Source organism: Tsuneonella deserti (assembly GCF_014644315.1).
GTDB lineage: Bacteria > Pseudomonadota > Alphaproteobacteria > Sphingomonadales > Sphingomonadaceae > Tsuneonella > Tsuneonella deserti.
This window is the reverse complement of sequence record NZ_BMKL01000001.1, coordinates 1,942,650-1,960,773: the sequence shown is the minus strand read 5'-3', so window position 1 is coordinate 1,960,773 and position 18,124 is coordinate 1,942,650. Positions and strand designations below refer to the sequence as shown.

The window sequence follows — 18,124 nt, the reverse complement described above, 5'->3', positions numbered from 1 at the left end:
GGCGGTCCGTTGGATGGTCATGCTGCCTCTAGCCCGCCGATGATCGGGCAATCGGGCCGGTCGGTGCCGTGGCAGCGCGAAGCGAGCGCCAATAGGGCGTCGCGCATCTCTTCCAGATGATGCGCCTTGCGATCGAGTTCGGCCGCCCGCGCCAGCGCCAGCGCCTTGACGTCCGCGCTCGATCGATCGCGATCGTTCCACAGGGCAACCAGCTGTCCGATTTCGGCGATCGAGAAACCCAGGTCACGTGCCCTGCCGATAAAACGCAGCGTGTGAACATCCGCTTCGCTGTAGTCGCGATATCCACTTTCCCGACGGGCCGCAGCAGGCATAAGGCCGATCTTTTCATAATGTCGGATCATGCGCTGGCTGACTCCCGACAGAGTGGATGCTTCACCGATCTTCACAGCCGCACGCTCCTCAACCTCAGGGAATTTCCGATCACGGCGACGGAGCTGAAGGCCATCGCCGCTCCCGCGATGATGGGGCTCAGCAGAAGCCCGAACCACGGGTAAAGCACGCCGGCCGCTATCGGCACGCCCGCGGCGTTGAATACGAACGAGAAGAACAGGTTCTGGCGGATGTTGCGCATCGTCGCCCGGCTCAGATGCCGCGCCCGGACTATCCCGCCGAGGTCCCCCTTGAGCAAGGTGATGGCTGCGCTTTCCATCGCCACGTCGGTGCCGGTTCCCATCGCGATCCCGACGTCCGCAGCGGCAAGGGCCGGCGCATCGTTGATTCCGTCTCCGGCCATGGCCACGCGGCGGCTCGCTCGACGCAGTTCCTCCACGTTCGCCTGCTTCCGGGCCGGCAGGACGTCCGCCATGACTTCGTCGATGCCCACGCGCCGCGCCACCGCTTCGGCGGTTTTCCGGTTGTCCCCCGTCATCATGACGACGCGAATGCCGCTCCGCCGCAACTCCGCGACGGCCGCTGCGGCGCCGTCCTTTACCGGATCGGCCACGGCGAGGACTCCGGCCAGGCTGCCGTCGACAGCTACGAACATGACTCCCTCGCCCTTTGAGCGGTGCTCGTCCGCCGCATCTTCCAATGCGCTGCTGTCGATGTGGAGGGAGTCCATGAGAGCCCCGTTGCCCAACGCGATCGGCCGGTCGTCGACTGTGCCCGTGACGCCCTTGCCAGTGACGGACGCGAAGTCGGCGCTTTCCGGGACGGCAATCCCATGTTCCTGCGCCGCTTCGACCATGGCCGCCGCGAGCGGATGCTCGCTGCCACGTTCGAGCGCGGCGGCAAGACGCAGTACAGTGTCCTCATCCATGCCCGCGACAGGATGGACCGCCACCAGCCGTGGCTTGCCAACAGTAAGCGTGCCGGTCTTGTCGATGACCAGGGTGTCGATCTTCTCGGTCAGCTCGAGCGCCTCGGCGTTCTTCACCAGAACCCCGGCCTGCGCTCCGCGGCCGGTGCCAACCATTATCGACATCGGCGTGGCCAGTCCCAGCGCGCAAGGACAGGCGATGATGAGAACGGCGATCGCGTTCACCAGGGCATGGACGGTGCGCGGTTCGGGCCCCAAAAAGCTCCAGGCGACGAAGGTGATGATCGAGGCTAGCACGACAGCGGGCACGAACCAGCCGGAAACCTTGTCGGCCAAGGCCTGGATCGGCGCCCTGGACCGCTGTGCGTCAGCCACCATTCGAACGATCTGCGACAGCATGGTGTCACGCCCCACCCGGTCGGCGCGCATTACCATGCTGCCGGTGCCGTTGACGGTCGCGCCGGTAACGCGGTCGCCCTCGGTCTTCTCGACCGGCACCGGCTCACCGCTGATCATCGCCTCGTCGACCGAGCTGCGTCCTTCGACGACCACGCCATCGACCGGAATTTTCTCACCGGGCCGAATGCGCAGAAGATCGCCGACCTGTACCTGATCGAGCGGTACGTCCTCATCCTGGTCCGCCCCGGTTACTTTCCGGGCGGTCTTCGGCGCCAGCCCCAGAAGCGCGCGGATCGCCGACCCGGTCGCCGCACGCGCACGCAGTTCCAGCACCTGGCCCAGAAGAACCAGTGCGGTGATCATGGCGGCCGCTTCGAAATAGACCGGAACGAGGCCGTCCATCGTCCTCAGCGAAGGTGGAAAGCTTCCCGGAGCCAGCGTGGCCACGACGCTGTAGGTATAGGCCACGCCCACCCCGAGCCCGATGAGGGTGAACATGTTGAGGTGGCGGGTGCGCAGAGATTGCCAGAACCGCTCGAAAAAGGGCCAGCCGCACCACAGGACAACCGGTGTGGCGAGGGCGAACTGCAACCATTGGGTGACCCGCATCGGCAGGCCCTGCCAGCCGAACAGCTCCATCGCGATCGCCAGGACGGCCAGCGGCAGCGCGAGCGCGGCACTTGTCCAGAAGCGCCGCGTCATGTCGATCAATTCGGGGTTTGGCCCCTCTTCGAGCTCCGGTTCCAGCGGTTCCAGGCCCATTCCGCAGATCGGGCAGGTGCCCGGTCCTTCCTGGCGGATCTCGGGATGCATCGGGCAGGTCCAGATCGTGCCAGCCGCGACTTCGACGACGTCTCGGGCGGCGGCCGGGCGGAGGTAGCGCGCGGGATCGGCCTTGAACCGGGCGAGGCAATGCGCGCTGCAAAAGTGGAAGCGCGAGCCTGCGAAATCATCGCTGTGCTCGGCGGTCGCCGGATCGACTTTCATCCCGCACACCGGATCAGTGGTCGCCTGATGGACTCGCTCGTCTGCGGAAGAACCGCTCGCGCAGCAGTCATGCTCGTGTCGGTGTTGATGCATCTGCCTGCTCCACGCGAATCGCTTGCGGGAACCTTATCAGGTATGACACCGTGTCAGGGTCAAGCGCTGCCGCCAAAACCACTGTGCGCTGCGAATTAGAGGTGGGCGCGCACTGATGTCCGCGCGCAGCGAAATGCTCGACCATCTGTCTTGCTGCTCACGTGTAACGACGTGCAGCTCGCCTTCGGCTGGAACAATGCGGCCGCCCAGAAGAACGCCACAGCTGTTTCGTTCGTCTACGACGAAGTCAAGACTTACGACGTCACCTGCGAGTGGGTTAAAGTGACCGGCGGTCCCAAGAGCAAGACCGTCCACCACGACATCACCATTTCCGCGGCACACGAGCCTGTTCAGCAATATCGCCAGCGCGTCCTCGACGCCAATGGCCTGATATCGCTTCATTTCCAAGGTGCCTACCGCAACCCAACCGGACGGGCCGTCGAGCTGGAATTGCGCAAGGTGTTTTGATGGGTGTCGCAACGATGCATGCGATGGGGGCACACTGAGCCAGTAGCTGAGGCGCCCGGTTCCGAGGTGTCGGGAGGACACTTCTCGTATCCCCAATTTTGGGGAGGAACAAAGACGAACTTACCAACGATAGGAGAAAAAATCAGGAACGACCTGCGGCCCTCCAGCCGGGCGAACAATCCAATGGCCTGGCGCTGCGGCGGCATCAGCTTCAATCAGAGGCTGTATATCCGACGACCATCTCTTCTAAATCATTGAAAAGATGGTGGGCGCGACAGGGATTGAACCTGTGACCCCACCCGTGTGAAGGGTGTGCTCTACCGCTGAGCTACGCGCCCGTCGCAAGGCCGCCAATCGATTGGCGGGCCGGACAGGGGCGCGCCTTTGCCATCCGTCCGCCCGCTTGGCAAGCGCCTATCCCAGCAGGGCGAGCAGCTTGACCAACCACCCGGACAGGGTGCCCTTCGGCAACTGGCCTGTCACCGGTGCGCATTCCAGGCAGTATGCCTGCATTCCCTGAACGCGGGTAAGCCGTTCGGCGTCGGCCTCGATCTGGCCGAGGAGCGCCTGCTGACGCCCAGCGAGTAGGGCGAACACGTCCGGCGTTTGCCCGCGCTCCTCGCCATCGCCGATCAGCAACTGGCGAAGCAGGGTGTCGGTTGTGCCTCTATCCTCGCCGAGGTATTCCGCGTGCCAGTTCCCATCGCCCAGCTTTGCCTGGGCAGCGACCCATTCCAGCGCGTCCGGAAGCCCGCCGTATTGATCGACGAGGCCGATCTGGCGAGCGGCACCGCCATCCCAAACCCGGCCTTGTCCGATGGCATCGACACGCTGCGCCGTCATCTTGCGCGACTGCGAAACCCGGCGGATGAAATCCCGATAGCCATTCTCGATGTAGCTTTGCATCATCGCGTCGGCCTCAGGGGGCAGACCCGCGATAAGGTCGGGTTGTCCGGAAAGCGGGGTGGTTTTCACTCCGTCCGAATGAATACCCCACTTCTCGGCGGCATTCTCGAACGTGGGGATGACCGCGAATATCCCGATCGAGCCGGTGATCGTGTCAGGCTCGGCAAAGATGCGCTGGGCGGGAGTCGATACCCAGTAACCGCCGCTGGCGGCGACATTGGCCATCGACACGGCGATGGGAACGCCCCTGGACTTATAGCGCAGGATGGCGCGGCGGATCTGCTCGCTCGCCATCACCGACCCACCCGGCGAATCCACCCGCACGACCAACCCGGCCAAGTCGTCGTCGAGCGCCTTGTTGAGCTCTTCGGCGATCCGGTCTCCACCGGCGGTTCCGGGGCCGGCATCTCCGTCGACGATCTCGCCAGCAATGGTGATCACGCCAATAGCCTTGCCGCTGTCGTCCGGTTCGTTATCCGCCAGCCACGGCTCCAGATCGGTTTTGGCATAGGCGCCGGGCGCGTCGTCCCAACGGTCCCGCCCCGCGACCTCGGCCACCCGCCTTCCGAACGCGATCTTGTCGCCCAGACGGTCGACCAGCCCGGCGTTCCTGGCCGCGGTCGCCGCATCGCCGCCCGCGGCCCTGAACCAGCCGACCGGATCCTTCGCGACCAGTGCGAGGTTCGCCTTCGGCCGCGCCTTCTTCACACTGTCCTGCCACTCGCTCCACATGGAACCGTAAAGCTGCGTGTAATTCTCGCGCGCCGGCTCCGACATGTCGCTGCGGATGTAGGGCTCTACCGCGCTTTTGTAGGTGCCGACCTTGAACACGCGGGCGTTGACGTCGAGCTTCTTCAGCAGCTCTCCGTAGTAGAGATGATTGCCGCCAGGGCCGAGGACGATCGCGCCGCCCAGGGGATCGACCCATATCTCGCTCGCGTGGCTCGCCAGCAACAAGCCATCGTCGGCATAGGCGACCGCCCAGGTGAGGACCGGCTTGCCCGTCTTGCGTACGCGGTCGAGGGCGGCTCCCACTTCGTTTATGTGCACCTGTCCGCCGCCGACGAACTGCGAGAGATCGAGCACCACGGCCTTGATCCGGTCGTCCGTGGACGCCGCGTCAATCGCGTGGACCAGTTCCTGCACGTCGAATTCGCGGGCGGGAGCCTCACCCGCCATCACCGCGGAGAGGAAATCGACCTCGCTCTTTTCCTCGACGATCGTGCCGTCGAGCTCGAGCAGCAGCGCTCCTTCCTGGACTGCCGCCGCGCTGGGCCGGGCAGTGAGCACCGCGTAGAGCGCGAAGAAGAAAAGCAGCAGGAACAGCAGGCTGAGCCCGTCCTTGACGGCGACGATCAGGTGCCAGACCTTGCGGGCGAAAGACATCGTAAGAAAATATCCCGGGAAGAAGCTTGAAGCACCAGCTCTACGGACTTGCGTCGCGCAATGCCACCCGAATGCACTTGACCGGTCGATAGCTTCCGGCCAACGACATGGCTTCAATGACATCGGCGGAACCATCTCGCTCCGCCAGCCGCTACCCGGCTGGTGCGCGCGCCTTCCCGCACCGCGATCTGCTGGCGATCGCCCAGCTCGAGCGGCACGAGATCCTGTTCCTTCTCGACGAGGCGGAACAGTGGGTCGAACTCAACCGCGGCGCCGCCAAGCACAGCGGTCTGCTGGCGGGCCTGACGGTCATCAACGCCTTCTTCGAGAATTCCACCCGCACGCTGCTCAGCTTCGAAATAGCGGGCAAGCGGCTGGGCGCCGACGTGGTCAACATGCATGCCGCCCAGAGCAGCGTGAAAAAGGGCGAAACGCTGATCGATACGGCCATCACGCTCAATGCCATGCAGCCGGACGCGATTGTCATCCGGCACGGCAGCAGCGGGGCGACCGCGCTGATCGCGGACAAGGTCGACTGCCCGGTTCTCAACGCCGGCGACGGGCAGCACGAGCACCCCACTCAGGCGCTGCTTGATGCCTTGGCGCTGCGCCATGCCCTGCGGGCGAGGGGGCAAGCCGCGGACGATTTTACGGGTCTGACCGTGACGATATGCGGCGACGTCCTCCATAGCCGGGTCGCCCGGTCCAACGTCCTCTGCCTTCAGGCCCTGGGCGCAAGCGTGCGCGTGTGCGCGCCACCTTCGCTGATGCCGAGCCACATCGAAATGATGGGAGCCATTCCGTTCACCGATTTCGACAGCGCGCTCGACGGGGTGGACGTGGTGATGATGCTGCGCCTGCAGAACGAGCGCATGAGCGGGCAGTTCATCCCCTCGGCGCGTGAATACCATCACCTCTACGGCCTCACGAGGAAGCGCCTCGCCCGCGCTCGCCCGCACGCGCTGGTGATGCACCCCGGCCCCATGAACCGGGGGGTCGAAATCGATAGCGAGGTTGCCGACCTCCTCGACCGCTCGATAATCACCCGCCAGGTCGAGATGGGGGTCGCCATCCGCATGGCCTGTCTCGACGTTCTCACCCGCCGCCGGCGCGGGGTCGAGGGCTGGACAGCATGAAGCAGCAGGGTGCCCTGTCCATCACCGGCGGACGGTTGGTCACGCGGGAGGGCGTGGCAGAAGGCGCTATTCGGATCGAAGGCGGCCGCATAGCCGGATTCGATGCTCCGCGAGCGGGCGACGAAGTCGTCGAAGCGCGCGGACAACTTGTGGTGCCCGGACTGGTCGATTTCGGCGTCTTTTCGGTCGACAAGCCAGCCTTCCACTTCGGCGGGGTCACCCGGGCGGCGCTGATGCCCGACCAGGACCCGCCACTGGATTACCCGGCGCGGGTCAATTTCATCGCCAAGAGCGGCAAGCCCAACCTGTGGGTCCATCCGCTCGCTGCTGCCACTGTCGGCCTCGCAGGCAGGGAACTTGCCGAGATCGCGCTCATGCGGGACGCCGGTGCACGGGCGGTGGCGACGGGCCGCGGGTGGATCGCCGATTCCGGCGTTATGCTGCGCCTGCTGCAGTATGCCGCGATGCTCGACATGGTCGTCGTTAGCCATGCCGAGGATGCAGGCCTAGTCGGGAACGCCGCGGCAACCGCCGGCGAGATGGCGACACGTCTCGGCCTGCCGAGCGCGCCTGCCGAAGCCGAGGCGCTGGCAGTGGCACGCGACATCGCCCTCGCTGAGCTGGCGGGCGCCCGGCTGCATCTGCGCCAGGTTACGACCGCTGCCGCGCTTGCGCTCGTGAAGGCAGCGAAGGGTAGGGGGGCGGCGGTGACCGCCGGGGTCACACCGGCACACTTCATGTTGTCGGACCTGGCGACCATCAACTTTCGCACCTTCGCCCGGATCTCGCCGCCATTGCGAAGCGAGGCCGACCGCCAGGCGGTGCGCGAGGCAATCGCCGACGGCACGATCGACGTCATCGCCAGCGGGCACGATCCGCGGGGGCCGGAAGACAAGCGCCAGCCATTCGCCGATGCCGCGCCAGGGATGGCCGGTGCAGAGACGCTGCTGGCTATGACCCTCACGCTTGTGCGCGACCGGCTCATCGATCTGCCGCGCGCCTTCGATCTGCTCGCCGGAGCGCCGGGCCGGCTACTGGGCGTCGATGCCGGCGAATTGCGGGAAGGCTGGCAGGGCGATGTCGCGCTCGTCGATCCGGAGCGCCCGTGGGTGGTGGACAGCAGCCAGATGGCCGCGACCGCCGGCAATACCCCATTCGATCGCCAGCCAACCCAGGGGCGGGTGATGGCGCTATTCAAGGGCGGCGTGGCGCTCTGATACGAAAAAGGCCCCTCCCTTCAAGGGAGAGGCCTTCCTCGATGACCTGATGAAAACTGTCAGCGTACCGCCATGCGGATGTCGCTCCGGGCAATCGCACCGGGGAGCGGTCGCCCCTCGGCCCAGGCGAAGCAACCCTGCCCCTGGCGACGGACCGACGAGCACATCGTGCTTGCCTCGGCCCGCTGCAGGCCCCCGGCGTTGACACGATAATAGGTCTTTCCGCGCACCACCGCCTTGGTGATGACCATGTCGAACTGCGAAAGCTGCGGGAAGCGCCTGGCGTAGATGCCCCAGGCACGCCGCGCGCTCTCTTCCGACGAGAAGGAGCCCAACTGAACGAGGTGGCTTCCGGCGTGATTGCCAGCGAAACCCTTTGCGACAGGGGCGGGGGCGCGTTCGCTCACTGCCATATGGACCGGCTCGGCCCGCACGGGCGCATCCTGTACCACCGGCTGGGAAACGAACTCGACCGCGGCGGCAATCATCTGGGCCGGGGTAGCCGCCACAGGTGCAGGGGCTGCGAAAGCCTCGGCAAATTCCCGTGGTTGTTCGGCGACCGGCGCGGCCAGCGCGAGGGCAGTCGTATCCTCGACCGGGCTTGCGGGAGGCGCCGCGGGCTGAGTGGACGGGAGTTCTCCGCCCACGTAGGCGACTTCCACCGGCTGTTCTTCGGCTGCAGGCGTTGCGGCAGCGGCGGCTTCGGCAGCGAGCTGCTCGTTGCTCGGGTTGTTCGCCAGGGCCAGTTCGACCGGCTGGCCCGGGTCCGCCACTGCGCGGGTCCCGATCAGGGCGGCGACCCGGTTGCTGCCCTGGTCCGCCCCTGCGAGCTCCGCCCACTCGGCGAGACGAGCGTCAAGTTTGTCGGCTGGCACGTCTTCGGCCGCCATGATCCGGGCGCCGGCCCAGCTTCCGTTGAGCGCCATGGCATAGGCCAGGTTCTGGCGCGTCTTGGGCGTATTCTCGCCAGCGCGGACTGCGTTCGAAAGCACGAACACGCCCTGCTGCGGATCGCCCGCCAGCGCGAGCGCCAGGCCCAAGTCGCCGGCGGGGATGTCGTCGCGCCACTCGTTCAGCACTTCGAGCGCCCCTGCCTTGTCGCCGGTGGCGATCGCGGCGAGCGCGAAACCGAGCGCGGTGCGCGCGCTGTCGTCGCCCAGCTCGAGGGCATCGTCGAAGCTGGTGCGGGCGGCCTGGAAGCGGCCGGCGTCCATGTAGGCCGCGCCGAGCATCGTGCGATAGACCGGGTTGCGCGGATCGGCGAGAACTGCCGCCTCGGCATGGCGAACCGCTTCAGTAGACTTGCCATGAGCCAGCGCGACTTCGGCCTGGCTGGCGGAAAGATCGGCGCGTGGAGCGGCTTTCGTCGCGCACCCCGCCAACGTGACGGATGCGAGCGCGGTGCCGGCGGCCAGCGTCAGCATCCTTGCGGTTCGGTTGGTGCGGGTCATCATGGCAGTTCCCCTGTGGTCCCGTTCAGTGCCGCTTGACCTGCGCGGCGAGTGTATCGAGTTCGGGCATCCGGCGCAGCAGCGCGTCCAGTGCCTCGGTCACCAGCGCCTGTGCGCTGATTCCCTTGATGGTCGTGGCCAGCCGGAGCTTGAGATGCCGGTCGGCATCCAGCCTCAGTGTGAAAGCCGCCCGGCTGCTCCGCTCCCGGGCGGGACGGCGCTTCGGGGCGACAGGCGCGACAATGCGTTCGGCGAGGTGTTCCTGCTGCTCCACGATGGCAGGCCGTTGCGCGGGGGAGGCATCCTCCTCGAATGCTTCCGGGCCGGACATGGGCGTGAGCTGGAGCACTTCGGCGCTGGCGTGCTCGCCTTCGCCCATGTCGTTCCAGCCCAGGTCCTCGAGAGCTTCGGAAAGCACTTCGGGGGCAGGGTCCTTCAGCGGGCCCGCTCCCTGCATCGACGCAAGTGCAGCGTGCTGCGGGCGCATGGCCGGCTTGGCACCACCCTTGCGTGCGAGCAGCGTCGGGCTCAGCGAGGCGAATGAGATTTCGGCCACTGCGATCGGCCCCCGTCCCGAGATTACTGCGCGACCCGGCGGCCGAAGCCGCCTTGCGGGCGATAGGCGCCGGGAGCCGCGGCCATCGAGCCTGGCGCGGCGAACACGGTGCGGCGGAAGTTCTTTTCGAGCCGGTCGGACACGTAATTCCACAGCGCCGTCACTTCGGCGGCCGAGCGACCTTCGGGATCGACTTCCATCACCGTCCGGCCGTCGATCATCGACGCGGCGAAATCGGTGCGGTGGTGAAGCGTGATCGGGGCGACGGTACCGTGTTGGCTGAGCGCAACGGCGGCTTCGGAGGTGATCTTGGCTTTGGGCGTGGCGGCGTTGACCACGAAGATGAGCGGCTTGCCGGCGCGTTCGCACAGGTCGACGGTGGCGCCGACGGCGCGCAGATCGTGCGGGCTGGGCCGGGTCGGCACGACTATCAGTTCGGCGACGCTGATGACCGACTGGATGGCCATCGTGATGGCCGGCGGTGTATCGATGACGGCGAGCTTGAAGCCCTGCTGGCGAAGCACCTGCAGGTCGCTGGCGAGGCGAGCGACCGTGGTCTGGGCGAAGGCGGGGTATTCCGCTTCGCGCTCGTTCCACCAATCGGCCAGCGATCCTTGCGGATCGATGTCGATGAGCACCACCGGCCCTGCGCCGGCGCGCTGCGCCTGCACGGCCATGTGGCCGGACAAGGTGGTCTTGCCCGATCCGCCCTTCTGCGAAGCCAATGCCAGTACCCGCAAGGCTGGTCCCCCTGAAATCCCGTTGCCAGAGCGCACCGATGCACCCTTGGGATTGGGGGATCGCAGCATACCCCTAATATAGCGTTAATGGTGTGCCGCCGGAGTGCTTCGTAATGGCACCGAAAAGTGAGGCGCCGAGAAACCCTTTGCTAACGCACCGTTCACTATGTCAGGCTGCTTGAAGGCCCGTTCAGGCGGGCGCGAGGGGTATATTGCAGCTCGACATGCGCATTCGGCCAGCCATTGCCGCCGCGATCGCGACAGGCCTCGTCCTTGCCAACAGCGTGCCCGCATGGGCCGACGTTAAGGCGGGGGCCGACGCCTGGGCGGCGGGTGACTTCGCGCGCGCGGTCGCCGAATGGAGGGGGCCGGCGGCAAAGGGGGATGCCGACGCCTTGTTCAATCTCGCGCAGGCGTACCGTCTCGGGCGCGGGGTTCCCGAGGACCTGAAGCAGGCGGAAACGCTCTATGCGCGCGCAGCGGCCAAAGGGCATCTCAAGGCTGCCGACAACTATGGGCTGCTGCTTTTCCAGGACGGCCGGCGCGAACAGGCCTTGCCCTATGTCACCGCCGCGGCAGAGCGCGGCGATCCACGCGCGCAGTATCTGCTCGGCATCGCCCATTTCAACGGCGACATGGTGCCACGCGACTGGGTGCGCGCCTACGCGCTGGTGACGCTGGCTAACGCCGCTGGCTTGCCGCAGGCGGCGCCGGCGATCCGGCAGATGGACGAATTCGTGCCGCTGGCCCAGCGCGAGCAGGCCCAGGCACTCGCTGCGCAGATGCGCGTCCGGGCCGACGCGATGCGCTCAAGCCAGATGGCTGCGGCCGATCTTGGTTCGGGCGCAGTCTCGTCTGGGGACTCGCCCGTGCAAGTAATGCCTGGCCCCCCATCGGCATTGCCCGCAGCCCGGTTGCCGCAGCCGCTCGCCACCGCTGCCGTCCCGCCCTCTTCGGTCGCTGCCGCGGAAGCCGCTGTCGCCGAGGCGATGCGCGCGACGGGCAAGGAGAGCCCGGCTACCGCCGGTGCAGACTTCGCGCGGTCGAAGGCAGAGACGCGCGCAGGCTCCGCCGGCACGATCGCTCAGGCGCCTAACGTTCGCGCGGATCGGCCCACGAGGAAGACTGCTCCCGTTCAACAAGGGGGAGCCTGGAAGCTGCAACTCGGTGCGTTCTCGGTCGCGGGCAACGCCGACAAGCTGTGGTCGCAGCTTTCCGGACAGGCCGCGCTGGGCGGCAAGACCAGGCTCGTCGTCCGGGCGGGTGGCCTGACGCGGCTGCTGGCGCAAGGCTGGCCCAGCGAGGCGGCTGCACGAGCGGCGTGTGCGTCCCTCAAAGCGGGCGGGCAGGGCTGCCTCGTCACCCGTTGAGCCCGCGCTTTTCCGGCCCTACCAGCGCCGGGTGACCGCTTCTCCATCACACGAGCCGCTGCCCACGGGGGCAGGGGAGCGGCTTGCCAGTCTCGATTTCACCCGTGGCGTTGCCGTGCTGGGCATTCTGGCCGCGAACATCGTCGCGTTCGGCCAGCCGTTTCTCGCCTATATGTGGCCGGGCGGCTTCAATACCGGGCCAGGCCCGCTATCGGGCTGGCTGTGGCTTGCCCAGTTCGTGCTGGTCGACGGAAAGATGCGCGGACTGTTCACGCTGCTCTTTGGCGCAGGCCTGGCGCTCTTTGCGGACCGGGCCGCTGCGCGAGGATCGAGCGAGTGGCTGCAGGTCCGCCGCCTCGGCTGGCTGCTCGCTTTCGGCCTCGCCCACTATTACCTGCTGTGGCGCGGCGATATCCTGACGCTCTATGCCCTGTGTGGCCTTATCGCTCTCTTCGCCTTGCGTTGGTCGGTGATCCACCAGCTCGCTTTCGGCGCTACCGTCTATGTCTTTGGTGCGGTGCTGGGAACCGCGCAGTTCGGCCTTATGTGGGCCGCGACGGAAACGTCCCTGGGGGGCTGGCCGGCCTATGCGCGGGTTGCCGGCGACACCAAAGCATTGCTCGCCAGCGAAAAAGCCGATGCCCTGCGGGAAACCCTGATCAACACCGGCGTCAGCTATGCCGATTACGTGGCGCACGCATGGGAAGCCCATCGCTGGGACTGGCTCTACCAGTTCACCCATTCGGCGATCGAGATCTTGCCGCTGATGCTGTTCGGTATGGGTCTGTACCGGATGGGCCTGTTCGACGGGCGTCTCCGCCGCGATTCCCAGGCTCGCTGGGGATGGGCCGGGGTCGTGTCGGGCACGGTCCTGACGCTCGCGCTCGGCCTGTGGGCGATGGCCGACGGACTGACCTATACCGGCACAATGTTCGCGTTCCAGGGCCCGCAGGCGATTACAAGGTTGCCGGTCGTGCTAGGCCTCGCCGCGCTCCTGGCCTTGTGGGGACCGCGCGCCAGCGGCTGGCTGGGGGGGCGAGTGACTGCTGCCGGCCGGATGGCGTTCTCGAATTACCTCGGCACGTCGTTGGTCATGCTGCTCGTCTTCCGTGGCTGGGGCCTGGGACAGTTCGGGGCGCTTGACCGGCCGCGCCTCTACCTGGTCATGCTGGCAGCATGGCTGCTCATGCTGGCGTGGTCGAAGCCCTGGCTGGGCCATTTCCGCTACGGCCCGCTCGAATGGCTGTGGCGCTGCCTGACCTATGGGCGCTTTTTCGCAATCCGGCGATAGCGGGCGCCGGGAGAGGACGACTGCGCGTCACGCTTTCGAGAACGGATTCTTCGGGCTCTTGAGCACAACGCGGACCGGCACGCCTTCGAAACCGAGCGCGGCGCGGATCGAGTTGACCAGATAACGCTCGTAGCTCGCCGGAAGCATATCGAGCCGGGTGCCGAACACCACGAACCGCGGCGGACGGGTGCCTGCCTGCGTGATGTAGCGCAGCTTGATCCGCTTGCCCTTGGGGGCCGGTGGCGGATTGGCTTCGAGCGCATCGTCGAACCAGCGGTTGAGCGCGGCGGTCGGCACCCGCTTCGACCAGGCCTCGCGCAGCTCGAACGCGGCCTTCAGCATCTGGTCGATGCCTTTACCGGTCCGGGCGCTGACGGCGAACACGGGCAGCCCCTTCACCTGAGAGAGGCCATCCTCGAGCGCGGCCTTGATGCCGTTGAATAGGCTGCTGGCATTCTCGGCGATGTCCCACTTGTTGATGGCGACCATCAGGGCGCGGCCTTCCTCGATGACGTGCGCGGCGATCTTCAGATCCTGGTGCTCGAGCCCGCGGGTGGCATCGAGCAGCAGCACCACCACTTCCGCGAAATCGACCGCGCGCTTCGCGTCGGCAACCGACATCCGCTCCAGCTTGTCCACCACCTGCGCGCGCTTGCGCATGCCCGCGGTGTCGATCAGCCGGATCGGCCGGTCCTCGCCCGTCGTGAGATCGGTCCACGACCAGTCCACCGCGATCGAATCGCGGGTGATTCCGGCTTCCGGTCCCGTCAGCAGCCTGTCTTCACCCAGCATCCGGTTGATGAGCGTCGACTTGCCCGCGTTGGGGCGTCCGACGATCGCCAGCTTGAGCGGGCCTTGTTCCGTCTCTTCCGCATCGGCCTCCTCCCCGGCACGCTCGGCGGCCTCGCGCTCGGCCTCGGCTGCGCCGATCAAGGGCCAGAGCGCGTCGAACAGGTCGGCGACGCCTTCGCCATGCTCGGCGCTAAGTGCGACAGGCTCTCCGAAGCCGAGCGCGAAAGCCTCGAACAGCCCGGCATCCCCGGCGCGGCCTTCCGCCTTGTTGGCGACCGCCACCACCGGCACGTCCTGCGTGCGCAGCCAGCGGGCGATCTCCTCGTCGAGCGGGGTGACGCCGGCGCGCGCGTCGATCACGAACAGCGCGGCGTCCGCGCCTTCCACGCTAACCTCTGTCTGCTTGCGCATCCGGCCGGGGAGGGTCTCCGGATCTTCGTCCTCCCACCCGGCGGTGTCGATCACTGTGAACTCCAGCCCGGCAAGCGTTGCGTCGCCCATCCGGCGGTCGCGCGTGACCCCGGGCTGGTCATCGACCAGCGCGAGCTTCTTGCCGACGAGCCGGTTGAACAAGGTCGACTTGCCGACGTTGGGACGGCCGATGATGATGACTTGGGGTTTCATGGACCAAGCGCAGGTGGCCGCTTCCCCGCCGCTTGGCAAGCGGGGAGGGCTTTCCGAGACGGGTAGCTCGCTCTGGGAGTAGGGCGATGTTAACCTTCGGTAGGCAGGCTTTCCGCCATGAGGGGTATTCATTTCATCATCGCGACCGGGCTTGTGCTGGCCTGGCCGGGGGTCGCGCAGGCCGATGCTTCGGCCGATTTCCAGCGTGCCGTGGAAAGCCGCGGCGCACAGGAACTTCCGCCATACCTTCAGTGCGTTCCCTTCGCGCGGGAACGATCAGGCGTGCAGATCTACGGCGATGCGCTGACCTGGTGGGACCAGGCAGCCGGCCGTTACAAGCGTGGGGACCGACCTCGCGTCGGTGCCGTGATGGCTTTCCGGCCCTCAGGAGGGATGACGCTGGGCCACGTGGCGACAGTGGCGCGGGTTGTCGACAGCCGCACCGTGCTGCTCGACCATGCGAACTGGTCGCCGATCGGCGGGCGTCGCGGGCAGATCGAGCGCGGGGTCAAGGCCATCGACGTCTCACCCGCCAACGACTGGAGCCAGGTCCGGGTCTGGTATGCACCGCTGCAGGATCTCGGCACGACTGCCTGGCCAGTGGCGGGCTTCATCTACAACGAGCCGGAGCGCGGCCAGCCTTTCGGCGGCCAGCGAACACTTGCCAGCGCCAGCTACACCGATGCTGCTCCGATTATCTCGCCCAAGCCTTCAAAGCGCTTTGCCGAAGCATTCGCCGGCCTCGGCGATACTGTGGTGGCGCAGGCCGCCTCCCGGCAAACACCCGCGCCTCGGACGGCGGTCCCGCATCGCGTCCGGCGGGTCGCCACTGCCGCCCCGGCCCCGCGCGATCCGATCGCGCAGGCGCTGGCGCGCTACGACCGCTAGTCAGGCTTTCGCCACCGGGGCTTCTTCGCCGAGGTCTTCGAACCACGCTTCCACGGGTCCGTTGAGCTTGAGCGTCAGCGGCTGTCCCTTGCGGTCCACCGACCGGCCGGCCTGAACGCGGATCCACCCTTCGGAAATGCAATATTCCTCGACATCGGTGCGCACGCGATCCTTGAAGCGGATGCCGATCCCGCGTTCGAGCTTGCTGGCGTCGAAAAACGGGCTCTTCGGATTTACCGAGAGCCGGTCGGGGGGAGTCTGGCTGGTGTCGTCGTTCATGGCGCCGCGCCCTAGTCGCGCGGGGCGCGCTCGGCAAGGCGTGTCGGCGCACTCGCGTCCGGTCCTCAATCGGGCGGCGGAGGTATTTCCATCGGCTCCTGGCTCGGCTGGATGGTGTCGGGGTTCGGCACGCCGATTTCGTCGGGTTGGCGAACGGGATCTTCCGCGGGCGAGGGGGAGGGCGGAGTTTCGGGCGGGGCAGCCGGATTGATCCGGTCGGGCCCCCGATCGGGCTGGACTTCCGGGTTAGAGGCCATGTCTGCAACGATCCTTTCTGGTCGTCCCTGCAACGCTCCGGCACGGAGCGATGTTCCGCGCGCTTGCCCTTTCGCGCGGTGCGCTGTAACGGCGCACCCCTGTTCGCGGGCGGGCTTACTCGCCCGCGCGGTTCGCGTTCGGGATAGCGGGCGTGGCGGAATTGGTAGACGCGCTGGTTTTAGGTACCAGTATCGAAAGATGTGGGGGTTCGAGTCCCTTCGCCCGCACCATCCGCCGCGTATGACCGGGCGTGATAAACTGATTGATTGAAAAGGCTTTTGACCTCCCATGAAGATCGAAGAGACCACTAACGAAGGCCTGCGCCGCGCCTATTCGGTGACCATTCCCGCCAAGGAAATCGACGCCGCCGTCGAGGCCGAGGTGAAGAAGATCGCGCCGCAGGTGCGGATGCCTGGTTTCCGGCCGGGCAAGGTGCCCGCCAACCTCGTGCGCAAGATGCACGGTGAGGCGATTCACGGCCAGGTGGTCAACGAGCAGATCAGCGGCGCGGTCGATTCGCTCATGCGCGAAAAGAAGCTCCGCCCGGCGATGCAGCCGCGCGTTGAGTTCGGCCAGGGTTACGAACAGGGCAAGGACGCCACCCTTACCGTCGATCTGGAGATCCTTCCCGAGATCGACGCTCCTTCGATCGACGGGCTGAAGCTCGAGCGGCTGATGGTGCCGGTCAGCGATGCTGAAGTGGACGAGGCGGTGAACAACATCGCCAGTCAGCAGAAAAGCTGGAAGGACGCGCCCAAGTCGAAGAAGGCCGCCGATGGCGATCAGCTCATCATCGACTTCACCGGTTCGATCGACGGGGTCGAGTTCGAAGGTGGCGCGGCGACCGAGGCTCCGCTGGTCATCGGTTCGGGCCGCTTCATCCCCGGCTTCGAGGAACAGCTGACCGGCGTGAAGGCGGGCGAGGACAAGACGATCACGGTCACTTTTCCGGCGGATTATCCGGCCAAGGAACTGGCCGGCAAGGATGCGCAGTTCGCCGTTCACGTGCACAAGGTGCAGGTCGAGGACGAGACTTCGGTGGACGAAGATTTCGCCAAGTCGCTCGGCCTCGAAAGCCTCGAGCAGCTGCGCGGCCTGCTGAAGGGCCAGCTCGAGCAGGAGCTCAACGGGCTCACCCGCACCGCGATGAAGCGCCAGCTCCTCGACGCGCTCGCCTCGGGCCACGATTTCGCCGTGCCGCAGGGCATGGTCGATGCCGAGTTCGAGCAGATCTGGGCCCAGCTCCAGCAGGAAGCCGCGAACGACGAGGATCCGGCAGCGGCGCTGAAGGAAATCGAGGATGAAAAAGACGAGTATCGCTCGATCGCCGAACGCCGCGTGCGCCTCGGCCTGCTCCTGTCCGAGATCGGCCAGGCCAACGGCGTCCAGGTGACCCAGGCCGAGATGGGCATGCTCATCCAGCAGGCCGCCCAGCAGTATCGCCCGGAAGACCGCGAGCGGTTCATGGAGCTCATCCGCACCAACGACATGGCCGCCGCTCAACTGCGCGCGCCGCTGTACGAGGACAAGGTCGTCGACTTCCTGTTCGACAAGGCGGATGTGACCGATCGGGAGGTGACCCGCGAGGAACTGCAGGCGGCGATCGAAGCGGAAGAAACTCCCGCCCCCGCTCCGGCAAAAAAGAAAGCCCCGGCCAAGAAGAAGGCCGATGCCCCTGCCGAGGCCGCGCCGGCTGAGGAAAAGACCGAATCAAAGCCCGCCGCGAAGAAGGCTCCGGCCAAGAAGGCTGCAGCCAAGGCCGGAGACGAGGGCAAGCCCGCGGCCAAGAAGGCGGCCGACAAGGGCGACAAGGCGCCTGCCGCGAAGAAGGCCGCTGCAGACAAGCCGGAAAAGGCTCCTGCCGCCAAAAAGGCCGCTGCCAAGAAGTAACTGGCGCGAAGCGGACAGCCCGCCTTTGCGCGCGAGGTTGTCCGCTTGGCTTGCAACACTGGTTTTCGAGACAACCCTCGTCACCTCTCAGGTGATCGAGGGTTTCTCATGTCA

The 18,124-nt window shown here is 66.5% G+C and carries 16 protein-coding genes and 2 tRNA genes; 8 read left to right on the top strand and 10 right to left on the bottom strand.

The features are described 5' to 3' along the window. Positions 1 to 17 precede the first annotated feature (17 nt). Positions 18 to 407, bottom strand: a complete 390-nt coding sequence (gene cueR, locus IEW58_RS09585; protein WP_188644911.1) for a Cu(I)-responsive transcriptional regulator — start codon at positions 405 to 407, stop codon at positions 18 to 20. Further along, positions 404 to 2,758 carry a heavy metal translocating P-type ATPase gene (locus tag IEW58_RS09580; protein ID WP_188644910.1) on the bottom strand — a complete coding sequence of 785 codons (2,355 nt, stop codon included), beginning with the start codon at positions 2,756 to 2,758 and terminating at the stop codon, positions 404 to 406. Before IEW58_RS09580 ends, cueR begins: the two co-directional genes overlap by 4 nt. Before the next feature lie 171 nt (positions 2,759 to 2,929). Here IEW58_RS09580 and IEW58_RS09575 point away from each other — a divergent pair, with 171 nt between their 5' ends. Beyond that, positions 2,930 to 3,226 (top strand): hypothetical protein, encoded by a 297-nt coding sequence (locus IEW58_RS09575; protein WP_188644909.1) that lies wholly within the window; start codon positions 2,930 to 2,932, stop codon positions 3,224 to 3,226. A gap of 263 nt (positions 3,227 to 3,489) precedes the next feature. Here IEW58_RS09575 and IEW58_RS09570 read toward each other — a convergent pair. Both IEW58_RS09570 and sppA read right to left on the bottom strand, forming a co-directional pair. Continuing rightward, positions 3,490 to 3,564 (bottom strand) — tRNA-Val (locus IEW58_RS09570). A gap of 76 nt (positions 3,565 to 3,640) precedes the next feature. Next, a complete protein-coding gene (gene sppA, locus IEW58_RS09565; protein WP_188644908.1) occupies positions 3,641 to 5,518 on the bottom strand; it encodes a signal peptide peptidase SppA in 1,878 nt (625 codons plus the stop codon). Between the two features lie 116 nt (positions 5,519 to 5,634). Between sppA and IEW58_RS09560 the strand changes: the two genes are divergently transcribed. Both IEW58_RS09560 and IEW58_RS09555 read left to right on the top strand, forming a co-directional pair. Then, a complete protein-coding gene (locus IEW58_RS09560) occupies positions 5,635 to 6,654 on the top strand; it encodes an aspartate carbamoyltransferase catalytic subunit (protein WP_188644907.1) in 1,020 nt (339 codons plus the stop codon). Further along, positions 6,651 to 7,871 (top strand): dihydroorotase, encoded by a 1,221-nt coding sequence (locus IEW58_RS09555; RefSeq protein ID WP_188644906.1) that lies wholly within the window; start codon positions 6,651 to 6,653, stop codon positions 7,869 to 7,871. The genes IEW58_RS09560 and IEW58_RS09555 overlap by 4 nt, the downstream gene beginning before the upstream one ends. 59 nt (positions 7,872 to 7,930) lie before the next feature. On the opposite strand, the gene IEW58_RS09550 is transcribed toward IEW58_RS09555, so the two are convergent. The 3 genes from IEW58_RS09550 to IEW58_RS09540 are packed head-to-tail and all read right to left on the bottom strand — an operon-like array spanning position 7,931 to position 10,618. Further along, positions 7,931 to 9,325 (bottom strand): SPOR domain-containing protein, encoded by a 1,395-nt coding sequence (locus IEW58_RS09550; RefSeq protein ID WP_188644905.1) that lies wholly within the window; start codon positions 9,323 to 9,325, stop codon positions 7,931 to 7,933. 22 nt (positions 9,326 to 9,347) lie between these two features. After that, entirely contained in the window at positions 9,348 to 9,878 is a 531-nt protein-coding gene (locus IEW58_RS09545) for a hypothetical protein (protein WP_188644904.1), read from the bottom strand. A gap of 23 nt (positions 9,879 to 9,901) precedes the next feature. Then, positions 9,902 to 10,618, bottom strand: coding sequence for an AAA family ATPase (locus IEW58_RS09540; RefSeq protein ID WP_188645754.1), 717 nt, complete (start codon positions 10,616 to 10,618; stop codon positions 9,902 to 9,904). A 224-nt stretch (positions 10,619 to 10,842) separates the two neighbouring features. Here IEW58_RS09540 and IEW58_RS09535 point away from each other — a divergent pair, with 224 nt between their 5' ends. Both IEW58_RS09535 and IEW58_RS09530 read left to right on the top strand, forming a co-directional pair. Then, positions 10,843 to 11,988, top strand: a complete 1,146-nt coding sequence (locus tag IEW58_RS09535) for an SPOR domain-containing protein (RefSeq protein ID WP_188644903.1) — start codon at positions 10,843 to 10,845, stop codon at positions 11,986 to 11,988. A gap of 31 nt (positions 11,989 to 12,019) precedes the next feature. Next, positions 12,020 to 13,279 carry a DUF418 domain-containing protein gene (locus IEW58_RS09530; RefSeq protein ID WP_229658526.1) on the top strand — a complete coding sequence of 420 codons (1,260 nt, stop codon included), beginning with the start codon at positions 12,020 to 12,022 and terminating at the stop codon, positions 13,277 to 13,279. A gap of 27 nt (positions 13,280 to 13,306) precedes the next feature. Here the strand turns inward: IEW58_RS09530 and der are convergent, their stop codons facing one another. Then, entirely contained in the window at positions 13,307 to 14,695 is a 1,389-nt protein-coding gene (gene der, locus IEW58_RS09525) for a ribosome biogenesis GTPase Der (protein WP_188644902.1), read from the bottom strand. A 117-nt stretch (positions 14,696 to 14,812) separates the two neighbouring features. On the opposite strand from der, the gene IEW58_RS09520 reads away from it, so the two are divergent. Continuing rightward, complete coding sequence (locus IEW58_RS09520; protein WP_188644901.1) at positions 14,813 to 15,583, top strand: CHAP domain-containing protein; 771 nt, start codon at positions 14,813 to 14,815, stop codon at positions 15,581 to 15,583. Here the strand turns inward: IEW58_RS09520 and IEW58_RS09515 are convergent, their stop codons facing one another. Both IEW58_RS09515 and IEW58_RS09510 read right to left on the bottom strand, forming a co-directional pair. Next, complete coding sequence (locus tag IEW58_RS09515) at positions 15,584 to 15,862, bottom strand: DUF3297 family protein (RefSeq protein WP_188644900.1); 279 nt, start codon at positions 15,860 to 15,862, stop codon at positions 15,584 to 15,586. Positions 15,863 to 15,927: 65 nt separating this feature from the next. Beyond that, the gene (locus tag IEW58_RS09510; RefSeq protein WP_188644899.1) at positions 15,928 to 16,119 is read right to left on the bottom strand and encodes a hypothetical protein; all 192 of its coding nucleotides are present in this window, start codon (positions 16,117 to 16,119) and stop codon (positions 15,928 to 15,930) included. A 146-nt stretch (positions 16,120 to 16,265) separates the two neighbouring features. On the opposite strand from IEW58_RS09510, the gene IEW58_RS09505 reads away from it, so the two are divergent. Together IEW58_RS09505 and tig are read left to right on the top strand one after the other, a co-directional pair. Continuing rightward, positions 16,266 to 16,350, top strand: a tRNA-Leu gene (locus IEW58_RS09505). A 58-nt stretch (positions 16,351 to 16,408) separates the two neighbouring features. Continuing rightward, the gene (tig, locus tag IEW58_RS09500; protein ID WP_188644898.1) at positions 16,409 to 18,010 is read left to right on the top strand and encodes a trigger factor; all 1,602 of its coding nucleotides are present in this window, start codon (positions 16,409 to 16,411) and stop codon (positions 18,008 to 18,010) included. Positions 18,011 to 18,124 lie beyond the last annotated feature (114 nt).

Coding starts and splice junctions, on each gene's coding strand:
- IEW58_RS09580 (WP_188644910.1), bottom strand. CDS start 2,758: ATGCATCAACACCGACACGAGCATGACTGCTGCGCGAGCGGTTCTTCC.
- sppA (WP_188644908.1), bottom strand. CDS start 5,518: ATGTCTTTCGCCCGCAAGGTCTGGCACCTGATCGTCGCCGTCAAGGAC.
- IEW58_RS09560 (WP_188644907.1), top strand. CDS start 5,635: ATGACATCGGCGGAACCATCTCGCTCCGCCAGCCGCTACCCGGCTGGT.
- IEW58_RS09555 (WP_188644906.1), top strand. CDS start 6,651: ATGAAGCAGCAGGGTGCCCTGTCCATCACCGGCGGACGGTTGGTCACG.
- IEW58_RS09550 (WP_188644905.1), bottom strand. CDS start 9,325: ATGATGACCCGCACCAACCGAACCGCAAGGATGCTGACGCTGGCCGCC.
- IEW58_RS09535 (WP_188644903.1), top strand. CDS start 10,843: ATGCGCATTCGGCCAGCCATTGCCGCCGCGATCGCGACAGGCCTCGTC.
- der (WP_188644902.1), bottom strand. CDS start 14,695: ATGAAACCCCAAGTCATCATCATCGGCCGTCCCAACGTCGGCAAGTCG.
- IEW58_RS09520 (WP_188644901.1), top strand. CDS start 14,813: ATGAGGGGTATTCATTTCATCATCGCGACCGGGCTTGTGCTGGCCTGG.
- IEW58_RS09515 (WP_188644900.1), bottom strand. CDS start 15,862: ATGAACGACGACACCAGCCAGACTCCCCCCGACCGGCTCTCGGTAAAT.
- IEW58_RS09510 (WP_188644899.1), bottom strand. CDS start 16,119: ATGGCCTCTAACCCGGAAGTCCAGCCCGATCGGGGGCCCGACCGGATC.
- tig (WP_188644898.1), top strand. CDS start 16,409: ATGAAGATCGAAGAGACCACTAACGAAGGCCTGCGCCGCGCCTATTCG.